This window comes from Campylobacter vulpis, from assembly GCF_014217995.1.
GTDB classification, from domain to species: Bacteria; Campylobacterota; Campylobacteria; order Campylobacterales; family Campylobacteraceae; genus Campylobacter_D; species Campylobacter_D vulpis.
Map to the genome: position 1 here is coordinate 1,263,959 of NZ_CP041617.1, position 12,590 is coordinate 1,276,548.

Below are 12,590 nucleotides of genomic sequence, written 5' to 3' on the forward strand. Positions count from 1 at the left end.
CATGGATATAAGAGCTGAATTTTTAAATTTTTTCGCCTCAAAAGGACACGAAATCACACCTTCAAGCCCCTTAGTGCCTGATGATGCGAGCTTACTTTTTACCAATGCTGGTATGGTGCCTTTTAAAAGCATTTTCACAGGTGAAGTGCCACGCCCTAATCCTGCGCGTAAAACAAGCTGTCAAACCTGCATTAGAGCAGGTGGTAAGCATAATGATTTAGATAATGTCGGCTACACCGCACGCCATCATACCTTTTTTGAAATGCTTGGAAATTTTAGCTTTGGAGATTATTTTAAAAAAGAAGCCATTGCTTATGCTTGGGAATTTGTAACACAGGTTTTAAAACTCCCTAAAGAAAGACTTTATGTAACCGTTCATGAAAAAGATGACGAGGCTTACACGCTTTGGCAAGCACACATTGAAAAAGAACGCATTTATCAATTTGGCGACAAAGATAACTTCTGGCAAATGGGAGATACTGGACCTTGCGGACCGTGTAGCGAAATTTTTTACGATCAAGGTGAAGAGCATTTTCACTCAAATGAGGATTATATGGGAGGCGATGGAGACCGCTTTTTAGAAATTTGGAATTTGGTTTTTATGCAATATGAAAGAAGTAGCGATGGCACTTTAAGCCCTCTTCCTAAACCTAGCATTGACACAGGAATGGGACTTGAAAGAGTGGTGGCGATTAAAGAGGGGAAACTTAGTAATTTTGATAGCTCTTTATTTATGCCGCTTATCGACAAAATAGCCTCTCTTTGCGGCAGGGCTTATAAATATGAAAATGGGGCAAGTTATAGAGTGATAGCCGATCACATACGCTCAAGCACCTTTTTGCTCGCACAAGGCGTGGGCTTTGATAAGGAGGGTAGAGGCTATGTTTTACGCCGAATTTTACGCAGGGCTTTAAGACACGGTTATTTGCTGGGGCTTAAAGAGCCTTTTATGTATAAACTTGTCGATGTGCTTTGTGAATTAATGGGAGGACATTATGCTTATTTAAATGAAAAAAAAGAAATGATCAAAGAGCAAATTAAACTTGAAGAAGAGAGATTTTTAAGCACCATAGAAAAAGGCATAGAGCTTTTTAACGAAGAATTAGCTAAAACAAAAAGCATTTTTAGTGGCGAAGTTGCCTTTAAGCTTTATGATACCTATGGTTTCCCACTTGATTTAACGCAGGATATGTTAAGAGAAAAGGGACTAAGCGTTGATGAAGAGCGTTTTGAAAAATTAATGAAAGAGCAAAAAGAAAGAGCTAAAGCCGCTTGGAAGGGAAGCGGAGATAAAGCTGTGAGCGGAGATTTTAAAATTTTGCTAGAACGCTTTGGTAAAAATGAATTTGTGGGCTACACACAAAAAGCGTGCGAGAGTCAAATTTTAGTCCTTTTAGATGAAAATTTTAAAGTGCAAGAATGCTTAGGTAAGGGACAAACAGGCTGGGTCTTTTTAGACAAAACGCCTTTCTATGCAAATAGCGGCGGACAAGTGGGAGATAAGGGCTTTTTAGGCGAAAATGAAATTAGCGATACGCAAAAATTCTTTGAGCTTAACCTTAGCAAAATCACTGCCAAAAATGAACTCAAACAAGGACAAAAGCTTTTAGCACACATCGATGAGGATAAAAGAGAACAAATTGCAAGGCATCACTCCGCTACGCACTTACTTCACTATGCCTTGCGTGAAATTTTAGGCTCACACATCGCTCAAGCTGGGTCTTTGGTCGAATTTAATAAACTTCGCTTTGATTTTAATCACCCTAAAGCCTTGAACAAGGAGGAATTAGAACAAATCGAAAACTTAGTTAATGATATGATTATTTCTTCACACCCTGCTTTGCTTGAAGAGATGTCTTTAGATGAGGCAAAACAAAGCGGTGCGATAGCTCTTTTTAGTGAAAAATATGAAAGTAAGGTAAGGGTTTTAAGCTTGGGAGAAAGTAAGGAGCTGTGCGGTGGAACACATGTAAATAATAGTGCTGAAATAGGTAGCTTTTTTATACTTAAAGAAAGTGGAGTGAGTGCTGGGGTTAGGCGTATTGAGGCTGTGGTTTCAAAAGCGGCACACACTTATGCTAAAAATGCTCTAAAAGAGCTTGAAAGCTTAAAAACTGAACTTAAAAATAATGATGTAATGAGTGGGATTTTAAAACTGAAAAATGAAATTTTAAAACTGAAAAATGAGCTAAAAAACTCAAATCAAAATGAGCTAAAAAGTGAAAATGTCAAAGGTGTGCAAATTTGCATAGCTAGGGTAGAAAAGGGCGATATAAAAGCAATGATTGATCATTTTAAAAATCAATTTGAAAAAGCCATCATCTTACTCATACAAGAAAAAGAAGGCAAAATAAGTCTTGCTGCAGGGGTTAAAAACACTCCTTTAAAGGCTGGGGATTTAGTCAAAAATATCGCTATGATTTTGGGTGGAAATGGCGGAGGCAAAGATGATTTTGCTACCGCTGGAGGTAAAGATAGTTCTAAAATTGATATAGCCTTAAAAGAGGCTAAAAATCTCATAGAAAAAGGACTTTAATGCTTATCTTAGCCTCAAGTTCTAAAATAAGAGCCACTTTACTTCAAAATGAAGGAATTGAATTTAAACAAGTATCTTTTAATTATGATGAGAGCTTAAAAAAAGACATTAAAGCTCATTTTTATGTGCAAAAAATTGTTCTTGAAAAAGAAAGACAATTTTTCCAAAAAAACGCCCAAAAAAACGAAACCATACTTTTTGCAGATAGTGTTGTAAGTGTAAAAGGGCAGATTTTAACTAAGGCTACAAACGATGAAGAAGCCCTTAAAATGCTTTTAATGCAAAGTCAAAATGAAGTAAGCGTTTTGAGTGCTTTTTTACTTCAAAGTCCTTTAAAAAGGGTATTTTCCCTTTCTAAAACGACACTTTTTTTAGCTCAATTTGATGAGGAGGATATGAAACAATATATTCAAAGTAAGCTTTATTTAAACAAAGCAGGGGCGTTAATGTGCGAGGGCTTTCATCAAAAATATATCCTAAAACAAAGTGGCTCTTTAAACACAGCCTTAGGGCTGGATACTCAAAGCTTAAAGGCGTATTTATGAAAATTTTAAAATATTTTTTTTCTTTTGCAATTCTTATTTTCATTTGTGGGGCGATTTATGTAAGCTATCTTTTTGTAGGTGCAGACACAGAAGGCTATACTTTTAAAGAATACAGCCCTCCTCTTACAAGTCAAATTTATGATAAAAATGGCAAACTAATCGCTAATATCTTCGAACAACATCGCTTTTATGCAAAATATGAAGAATTTCCTCCAAAACTCATCGAGGCTTTAATAGCCATTGAGGACACTGCTTTTTTTGAACACAATGGTGTTAATATTGATGCCATTTTTCGTGCAGTTTTAAAAATCATAAGGACGGGTGGGCAGACTATGGAGGGTGCTTCAACTCTCACCCAGCAATTTATCAAAAACACAGAGCTAACCCCAGAAAGAACGCTTAATAGAAAAATTAAAGAAGCTCTACTCGCCTACAAAATGGAAACCTTACTAAGTAAGGAAGAAATTTTAGAACGCTATTTAAATTTCATCTTTTTTGGACACGGATATTATGGCATTAAAACAGCGGCTAGGGGTTATTTTCATAAAGAATTAAATGAATTAAGCCTTAAAGAAATTGCTATGCTTGTAGGTATGCCAAAAGCTCCTAGCTCTTATGACCCTACCAAACATTTTGATTTAAGCATTTCAAGGGCAAATAATGTTATAGCGAGACTATATTCTTTAGGGTGGATTTCTAAAAATGATTATGAAATAGCAATGAAAGAAACGCCAAAAGTGTATGATGATACCCTAACACAAAATGTCGCACCTTATGTAGTCGATGAAGTCATTAAACAATTAAGTCCGCAATTTAGCGATTTAAAAACAGGAGGTTATCAAATCACGCTCAATTTAGACCTTGAAGTGCAAAAAATGGCAAGAGAAGCCTTAAAATTTGGTTACGATGAAATCATTAAACGCGATAAAGACGCAAATTTAAGCACTTTAAATGGTGCTATGGTTGTGGTAAATCATCAAAATGGAGATGTTTTAGCCCTAGTGGGCGGAGTGGATTATGAAAAAAGTCATTATAATAGAGCCACACAAAGCACAAGGCAACCCGGAAGTTCCTTTAAACCTTTTTTATACCAAATCGCTATCAATCTTGGTTACTCGACTATGAGTGAAGTTCCTGATATTTCACGCATTTTTGAAAGTGCGGAGGAAGACTGGAAGCCTAAAAATTATGGGAGCAATTTTCAAGGACTCATTACCCTAAAACAAGCTCTCACTGCCTCAAGAAATCTAGCAACCATCAATTTAGCCCTTGAAATAGGACTTGATGTGGTCTATTCTAAACTTTTGGAATTTGGCTTTAGCCAAAATATCCCTGCGGATTTATCCATAGTGCTTGGAAGTTTTGGAATATCACCTTTAGAATTTGCTAAATTTTATACGATGTTTGGTAATTATGGCGTGATTAAAGAGCCTGTTTTAATTAGAGAAATTAAGAATAAAAAAGGCGTTTTAATCGCACAATTTAATTCAAAAGAAACAAAAGTCAGTGAAGCAGGACAGACTTTTTTGGTCCTTGATATGATGAAAAGTGTCGTTGAAAAAGGCACAGGGCGTAATGCTAGAGTTGCAGATATCGAAATAGCAGGTAAGACAGGCACATCAAATAAAAGCATCGATGCGTGGTTTTGTGGGCTTACTCCAGAGATAGAGGCACTCATTTGGTATGGTAATGATAATAATAAGCCTATGCGTTACACAGAAGGAGGTGCTAGAACAGCTGCACCTGTATTTAAAGATTTCTTAACGCGTTATATTGCAGCCTTCCCAGAAACTAAGAGAAAATTTGATATTCCAAACGATGTCAGGCGTGGGACTTATAATAATTCAAGGGAGTATTACACGCCTAAATCACCTTTACCAAACAAAAAACATCATCAAAATGAGATTTTGTTTTAATGGAGAAACTAAAACTAGGCAATGAAATTTATAACAAATAACTTAAATTTCCTCTTCGCCTAGCTCATAAATCCCATTTTTAAGCACAATCTCATTGCGATTTGTCTCAATTAGCCCCTGTGTTTTTAGCTCTTTTATCACTCTTGCAACTGCTTCTCTAGCACTGCCGATGTTATTTGCTATGCTTTCTTGGCTTACTTCTACGCGGTTATCTTTGGCATTATTTAGTAGAAATTTTACTACGCGATTTTTGAGACTTTTAAAGGTTACATCATTAATGGTATCAAAGGCTTGTTTTAGGCGTTTAGAGACTAAAGAGAGATTAAAACGCATAATAGATTCATTACTATGCGTGAGTGTCTCAAAAATCTTATTTGGCAGGATAAACACGCTAGAATCTTCCATAAACTCAAGCACCACATCAGCCTTAATGTTTGATAAAATACAGCTTGTAGAGATGATGCAGCTTTCCTTATCGCTTATGGTAAAAATGGTGATTTCCTTAGCATTGCCTGATACGCTAAAAAAGCGCACCTTTCCACTTAAAACATACAAAAAGCCTAGCAGCTCATCGCTATCAGGGTAGATTCTATGTCCCTTTGTGTATGTTTTTACAATACCTTGATTCTGCAATACTTCAAGGCTTTTCTTATCGCCACATATTGTGGTATTTATCTGCGTTAAGGTGTCTTTAGTTAGTGGTTGCATATTTTCCTTTTGCGATAATCTTGCTAAATTATAACTTAAAAAAGTTAGTAACCAAAAGTCATTTTCCCTTTCTCATAGTAAAATTGAAACCTAAAAGTTTTTATTAATTTTTATAACTAAAGCTTTTTATTAGGATAAAGAAATAAAAAACTATATAAAATTAATTTCACCGCACTTGATATAATATAAATATTAAAAAATAAACAAAAAGAGGGGCATAAAGCCCCACAAAGAAGTTAAAGTAAAGAATTGATTTTGTCGGCAATGGCTTGCTTTGACTGTGCACCTACAAGCTGTCCTACAACCTCACCATTTTTAAAGAAAATCAAAGTCGGTATAGAGCGGACACCATACTCAGCCGCTAAATCGCCCTGCTCGTCTGTATTTACCTTACAAATCTTAGCCTTGCCCTCAAACTCATTCGCAAGTTCATCAATCACAGGGGATAACATTCTGCAAGGTCCGCACCAAGGCGCCCAAAAATCTACCAAAGCCACACCTTCTTTTGCTGTGGCAAAGTTTTCCGAAGTAAGTTCAATATACTTTCCCATAATTTCTCCTTTAAAATTTTCTATGATTATAAAAAAATAAACAAAATCTTAGCTTAAAGACTAATATTTTCAAAGAATTCTATTTCCTTACCCTTAATGCAAATCAAATCAAGTTGAAAATCGTTAGAAATTTGTCTTTTAAGTTTGTAAAATTCTATGGTTTTTAAGATTTTGTCATATTTTTTCAAATCAAGCCTTTCATAAGGCTCATAGTCTTTTTCCGTAAATTTCACCTCAACAAAATGCAAAATTTCATCTTTTTTGGCAATGATGTCAATTTCACCAAATTTAGAGTGAAAATTTCTTTCCAAAATCTCAAAACGATGTTTTTTTAAAAAAGCACAAGCCCTATTTTCGCCTAAAATTCCACTTAAATGCGAAGCTAAGCCCATTATTCTTCTATACGCATCATAAAAGGTTTAGCCTTAATAAATTCTTGTTTTTCTAAGGCTTTAAGTAAGGCTCTTATGCTTTTTTCGTAACTTTTATGAGTAGTGAAAAAAAGTGTGCTATATGGCTCATTAATCTTAGGCTTTTGCAAAAAACTATCCACAGAAATGCCGCACTCACTCATTAAATGTGTGATTTTAGATAAAACGCCGATTTTATCCTCAACCTTAAGTCTTAAATAGTATTTTGTAAAAATCTCTTCTTTTTCTAGTAAAACAAAGGGTAAATTCTGCTTAAAACCTAGCATAGGTTCAAAATGATGTCCCCTTGCAAACTCCATTAAATTTGCCACCACAGCACTAGCCGTCGCCTTTCCACCAGCTCCAGCCCCATAATAAAGACTTTCGCCAAGCAAATCTCCCTCTATACTAACGGCATTCATCACACCATTAACCTTAGCAATCATGGTATCCTTTGGAATGAGTGTAGGATGCACTCTAAGTTCGACTCTAAAATCTTGCATTTTAGCGATTCCCAAAAGCTTAATGGTATAATCAAATTCCTTTGCAAATTCCATATCAAGTGCGTTAATTGCACTAATACCCTCACACAAAATATCTTCAGGCAACGCCTTAATACCATAAGCAAGACTAGCTAAAATCAAAAGCTTATGTGCAGCATCCTCTCCGCTAATGTCAAAACTAGGATTTGCCTCTGCATAGCCTAATTCTTGTGCTTTTTTAAGCGTAGCTTCAAAATTAGCCCCTTTTTGACTCATTGCACTTAAAATATAATTGCTCGTGCCATTAAGTATGCCCTTAATGCTTAAAATTTGATTTGCCGCTAAGCCCTCTTTTAAAGCTTTTATGATGGGAATTCCTCCTGCTACACTCGCCTCAAAAGCTAATTCTCCAGCTAAATTTTCAAATTCATAACGATGATAAGCAAGCATTGCCTTATTTGCACTTACAACCTTTTTGCCCTCTTTTAAAAGTCTATACACAAGCTCATAAGCAAACCCAACACCTCCCATAAGCTCGACATATACATCAATATCCTCCCGCTTTAAAATTTCTTCCACATCATAAACAATGGGAATTAGAGCATCTTTTTTAGCACTTCTTGCAAGAGCGATGATAGGCTTTATCTCCTCTCCACATCTTGCCTTGATGATTTCTTGATTTTCTATCAAAGCCTTAGCCACAGCAGAGCCAACCACTCCATATCCTAAAAGTGCTACTTTCATTTTTAACCTTTTAGAAATTTTTTAATATTTCTTGCAGCTTGGCGTATGCGATTTTCATTTTCTATTAAAGCAATTCTTACAAATTCATCTCCAGCCTCGCCAAATCCAAGTCCCGGACTCACGGCAACATTTGCTTTTTGTAAAAGCTGCTTAGAAAATTCCAAGCTTTTTAAATGTCTTTTATTTTCAGGCAAACGCGCCCATATAAACATACTTGCCTTAGGCTTTTGCAAATTCCAGCCAGCATTAATAAAAGCATCGAGTAAAACCTCTTTCCTTTTATCATAAATTTGGCGAATCTCTTCTACGCATTTTTGATCGCCATCAAGTGCTATGGTTGCAGCAACTTGTATGGGAGTATACATACCATAATCAAACCAAGATTTAATTTTTTTAAGGGCAGCAATAAGGCGTTTATTTCCCACGACAAAGCCTACACGCCAACCTGCCATATTATAGGATTTAGAAAGGGTATAAGTCTCTACGGCTACATCTTTAGCCCCCTCAAGCTCTAAAATAGAAGGAGTTTGATACCCATCAAAGGTCAAATCTGCATAAGCAATATCACTAATAATATAAAAACGCTCCTTCTTAGCCATAGCAACTAATCTTTCATAAAAACTCTTTTCGCAAGTAATTGTTGTAGGATTATGCGGAAAATTCACAACCACATAACGTGCCCTTGGAACACTCTCACAAAGTGCCTTATTAAGACTTTCAAAAAAGGCATTTTCATCAAGCTCAAAACTATCATTATAAAATAAAGGCATTTTAGTAACATTGCCTCCCGCGATAATAAAGGCTTGTGTGTGGATAGGATAAGCTGGAGTTGGCACTATGGCAACATCGCCCGGATTTATCACAGCCCTTGCAAGATTGACAAAGCCCTCCTTACTTCCCATAGTCGCCACAACTTCACTTTCTGGGTCTAAATTGACGCTATATTTTCTTTTATACCAGTTACAAATGGCTAAACGAAGTTTATAAATCCCCATAGAAGTAGAATAGCCGGAAGTCTTGTCCTTATTCGCACTTTCACAAAGCTTATCGATGATATGTTGAGGGGTTTTGCCATCTGGATTACCCATAGAAAAGTCTATGATGTCCTCCCCTGCCCTTCTTGCCGCCATTTTAATCGCATTAACTTCTGCGAAAACATAATTTGGGAGTCTTTCTATGGTATTAAAATGAATTTCATCAAACATTTTTATCTCTTTAAAGTGATTTTTAAGCCTCTTTTGATATTGTCCAAATTATACATATCACTGACTATTGCATAAACTGCGCCGTTTGGAACTGTTCCTGAAAAATGATTATTTTTCTTATCATTTTTAACCGCACTAATTAAATTTAAATTTTTATCCAAAAATAGAATTTTAATAAACCAAGAATCCGCCGCATTCGCTTCTATATCCATACTCTTTGCCCCCTTAAGTGCAAAAACATAATCTCTCAACGGCTTTTCCAAATTTTTCGTTACATTTAGGGCTAAATTCACATTTGTTTCAAGTCTCGCTTCGCTAAAATCAAGTTCATATTCATAATAATTTTTAGCACTTTGTTTAATATCATCTATATAAACAGAATTTGTTCTTAAAATTCGATAAAAAGTGCCTGGGTCTAAGATGTATTGAGATTCTAGTTGTATGGTATAATCAATCTCACCCGCACTCAAGCTTAAATGCACAGGGATAAAATAAACATAACCAGCCTCATTTAAAGCCTCATTAATAATTTTAAAAAACAAAACCGCATCGCTTTTTGCTTTAAAATTAAGTCTTAAGGTTTGAGGACTTGAAAGAGTAAGATTTAATAAAGAATTTGTTTTTAATACTCTTGAAATGCGTTCAATGTCCAAATTTCCATTATTGTCATTAAATTCCTGATGAGAAAACAATAAAGAAATTTGATTATTTTTACTACTATCACCTATGATATTTTGTGCTAATTCTAAGCTAGAAACTCCAAAGACACCCGTTGCAAAGCACACAATTAAACAAAAAATTCTCATCTTACCAGTCTTTACCCTTGTTTAATTGCTTAAATTCCGCAGCACTAATGCTAGTGATCTTGCCGTCTTTAATCAAGAATCTCTTAGAAATTCCTGCAGGATAAGATTTTTCATTACCCTCCTCATCACTCACCACAAAGGCTGTGGCGCCCGTTAAAATAAGCTGATCTTCATTTAAAGGAATTTCAAAATCGCTCTCCTTAACCCAAGTCATCTTTTTACCGCTTTTAAGATTAATCACACCGACCCAAACCTTACTATTGACCTTAAATTTGGCGACTTCTTTTGAAATTTTTTGCAAATTTAAATCTGCCTCTTCTAGCTTAGTTTGATTGATTTCGCTAGTGTTATTTTCATTAATTAAAGATGTGATTTTTAAACTTTCATTAGTGTCTTTAAGCTCTTCGTCTAAATTCTCTTGAACTTTAACGCTTGCATTTATCTCACTTAAATTTTCTTCACCCACAATCACAACGGAATTTTCAAGATTTTTTAAATTAAGCTCCGCCTCTTTTGCTACATCTAGGCTAACCGCACTTGCAAAGCTCTCCTCACTTTTTAACAATTCTTTCAATGTATCAAAATAATAAACCCCAACCCCCGCAACAAAAACAAATAAAACAATAGCTATAATAGGCAAAATCGACCCTTTATGACTATAAGAGGCAAGAGGCGGTGTTACCGTCTTAGTGATGTGTAAAGAATTGGGTTGATTTTCACTTAAATACTGCTCAAGCTCCTCATTAAATTCTGTAAAATCAAGCTCATACTCACGCTCTAAAATTTTAATAAAGCCCTTGACATTAAAGCGGATTAAAGTCTTAAAATCCTTTTCCAGCAAAGCTTCAAAAAAAGCCATTTCAATCTGCGTATTTGCCGAAACTTCTCTTAAATTTAAATCTTGTAATTTTTTATAATTTTGCATGCACTATCCTATCACAAAGTATTGCAAAAGCCGCACTGACATTAAGGCTATCAAAGTCATTTTGCATAGCTATACCAACGCACTCATCACATTTTTGGATTATTTTTGAGGGCAGTCCAAAGCCCTCACTTCCCATTATCAAAACTTTTTTGCCTTTTGGAAAGGTAAAATGATGGACTTCCCTACCTTTTCCATCAGCACCATAAAACTTAAATTCCATTTGTTTAAGTTCATTTAATGCCGATAAGGCGTCATTGCTTAAACAAATAGGTAAGTCAAGAGCCGCTCCGCTGCTTGAACGCACGATGCTCTCCTGTGCCAAATTTTTTCCTATAAAAAGTAAGCCATCAACACCCAAAGCATAAGCCGTGCGTATGATAGCACCGATATTTCCTACATCACTAATTCCATAAAGCATAACAATTAATTCACTCTTCTTAAGCTCACAAAAAGGCACAAAGTCAAATTCTTTAATATCCATTAAAAAACCTTGATGATTTCCACCCTTAGCCAAGGCTTGAGCACTTTTAAAATCAAGCTTTTTAATCTTAAATCCAGATTTTGCTATTAAAGAAAATGTAGCTTTATCACACTCTTTTGCTAGATAAAGCTCGTTAATCATTTCTTTATGTTTTTGCAAAATATAAAAAAATACTTGCTTTCCATAGACTATCATTTATTTTACCTCATTTTGACTTAAAAGCAGTTTTTGATAAAGCTCTTTAGAATTTTTTCCACTCATCTTAGCTAAAAGCTTACTTTTGATCTTTAAAGGCAAGTCAAGCTCTAAAATATCGCTCTCGCAAAGTAAATTTGAAGAAAAATTTTGTAAAGATTTCGCCACGATTAAAACCCATTCGCCGTTTAAATTTGCACTTTTCAATTCTTTAGCAAGTTCTTTAGCCTTACCCCTAAAAGAAGTTTGAAATTTTTTACTAATCTCTTTCATTGCAAAAAGTTCCCTTTCTGGCTCAAACTTTGCGATGGTTTGCACTAAGGCTAAAATGCGTGTTGGAGCTTCATAAATTATAGTGGGATAAGGATTTAAAAGCAAATTTTCTATCTCTTTTTGTCTCTCTTTACCCTTATTTGCCAAAAAACCAAGAAAAATAAATTCCTTTTCACACAAATTTGAGCTTACAAGTGCGACTAAAGCAGCATTTGCACCGGGCAAAACCTCATAAGAAAGCTTATGTTTTAGAGCGAATTGAACAAAGGCAAAACCCGGATCACTAATACCGGGCATTCCTGCATCGCTTAAATATGCAACATCTTTTTCAAAGAGCTTTAAATCAAGCCTTTCAAGCACTTCTTTTTCATTATGTGTATGGAGAGAAAAAAATTTTTGGGGTCTAATACAAGTTTTAAATCTTTCATTTAATAAGGCGATCAAATGCTTACAAACTCTAGTATCTTCGCAAAATACAATTTCACAAGCACTCAAAAGCTCCAAAGAGCGTAAGCTAATATCGCCTAAATTTCCTATGGGAGTAGGAATAAAATAAAGCATTTTACTGCATTGCGTATTTTTTCTTAAATTTCTCTACGCGTCCAGCTGCATCGACTATTTTTTCACTACCCGTGAAAAAAGGATGACAATTTGAGCAAATATCCACTCTTAACTCAGCCTTATTAGATTTTGTAACAAAAGTGTTTCCACAAGCACAACTCACTTTGCATTCTACATATTCTGGGTGAAGTTCTTTTTTCATTATTTTTCCTTGAAATTTTTAAACAATAAGCTGTAATTATAGTTGATTAA

Annotated in this window: 13 protein-coding genes; 3 read left to right on the plus strand and 10 right to left on the minus strand. The window is 35.2% G+C overall.

Annotated elements, in window-relative coordinates; translation table 11 throughout:
- Nucleotide 1 precedes the first annotated feature (1 nt).
- The 3 genes from alaS to CVULP_RS06505 are packed head-to-tail and all read left to right on the plus strand — an operon-like array spanning nucleotide 2 to nucleotide 4,997.
- Nucleotides 2–2,536, plus strand: a complete 2,535-nt coding sequence (alaS, locus tag CVULP_RS06495) for an alanine--tRNA ligase (RefSeq protein WP_099460942.1) — start codon at nucleotides 2–4, stop codon at nucleotides 2,534–2,536.
- Nucleotides 2,536–3,081 carry a septum formation inhibitor Maf gene (gene maf, locus CVULP_RS06500; RefSeq protein ID WP_099460941.1) on the plus strand — a complete coding sequence of 182 codons (546 nt, stop codon included), beginning with the start codon at nucleotides 2,536–2,538 and terminating at the stop codon, nucleotides 3,079–3,081. Before alaS ends, maf begins: the two co-directional genes overlap by 1 nt.
- Nucleotides 3,078–4,997, plus strand: coding sequence for a penicillin-binding protein 1A (locus CVULP_RS06505; protein ID WP_099460940.1), 1,920 nt, complete (start codon nucleotides 3,078–3,080; stop codon nucleotides 4,995–4,997). The genes maf and CVULP_RS06505 overlap by 4 nt, the downstream gene beginning before the upstream one ends.
- Nucleotides 4,998–5,039: 42 nt before the next feature.
- Here CVULP_RS06505 and CVULP_RS06510 read toward each other — a convergent pair whose 3' ends face one another.
- From CVULP_RS06510 to rpmE, 10 genes are all read right to left on the minus strand, one after another.
- Nucleotides 5,040–5,705 (minus strand): Crp/Fnr family transcriptional regulator, encoded by a 666-nt coding sequence (locus CVULP_RS06510; protein ID WP_180753028.1) that lies wholly within the window; start codon nucleotides 5,703–5,705, stop codon nucleotides 5,040–5,042.
- 236 nt (nucleotides 5,706–5,941) lie between these two features.
- Entirely contained in the window at nucleotides 5,942–6,256 is a 315-nt protein-coding gene (gene trxA, locus CVULP_RS06515) for a thioredoxin (protein WP_099460939.1), read from the minus strand.
- Nucleotides 6,257–6,309: 53 nt separating this feature from the next.
- Entirely contained in the window at nucleotides 6,310–6,648 is a 339-nt protein-coding gene (locus CVULP_RS06520) for a YraN family protein (protein ID WP_099507215.1), read from the minus strand.
- The gene (locus tag CVULP_RS06525) at nucleotides 6,648–7,892 is read right to left on the minus strand and encodes a homoserine dehydrogenase (protein WP_099507214.1); all 1,245 of its coding nucleotides are present in this window, start codon (nucleotides 7,890–7,892) and stop codon (nucleotides 6,648–6,650) included. The genes CVULP_RS06520 and CVULP_RS06525 overlap by 1 nt, the downstream gene beginning before the upstream one ends.
- Before the next feature lie 2 nt (nucleotides 7,893–7,894).
- The gene (locus CVULP_RS06530; protein ID WP_099507213.1) at nucleotides 7,895–9,097 is read right to left on the minus strand and encodes an LL-diaminopimelate aminotransferase; all 1,203 of its coding nucleotides are present in this window, start codon (nucleotides 9,095–9,097) and stop codon (nucleotides 7,895–7,897) included.
- A gap of 2 nt (nucleotides 9,098–9,099) precedes the next feature.
- Nucleotides 9,100–9,903, minus strand: a complete 804-nt coding sequence (locus CVULP_RS06535) for a hypothetical protein (protein ID WP_099507212.1) — start codon at nucleotides 9,901–9,903, stop codon at nucleotides 9,100–9,102.
- Between the two features lies 1 nt (nucleotide 9,904).
- On the minus strand, nucleotides 9,905–10,828 hold the full coding sequence (locus CVULP_RS06540) for a RodZ family helix-turn-helix domain-containing protein (protein WP_099460934.1): 924 nt from the start codon (nucleotides 10,826–10,828) through the stop codon (nucleotides 9,905–9,907).
- Complete coding sequence (gene rlmB / locus CVULP_RS06545) at nucleotides 10,815–11,504, minus strand: 23S rRNA (guanosine(2251)-2'-O)-methyltransferase RlmB (protein ID WP_099460933.1); 690 nt, start codon at nucleotides 11,502–11,504, stop codon at nucleotides 10,815–10,817. The genes CVULP_RS06540 and rlmB overlap by 14 nt, the downstream gene beginning before the upstream one ends.
- Entirely contained in the window at nucleotides 11,505–12,338 is an 834-nt protein-coding gene (rsmI, locus tag CVULP_RS06550; protein ID WP_099460932.1) for a 16S rRNA (cytidine(1402)-2'-O)-methyltransferase, read from the minus strand.
- A gap of 1 nt (nucleotide 12,339) precedes the next feature.
- Entirely contained in the window at nucleotides 12,340–12,540 is a 201-nt protein-coding gene (gene rpmE / locus CVULP_RS06555; protein WP_004276113.1) for a 50S ribosomal protein L31, read from the minus strand.
- Nucleotides 12,541–12,590 lie beyond the last annotated feature (50 nt).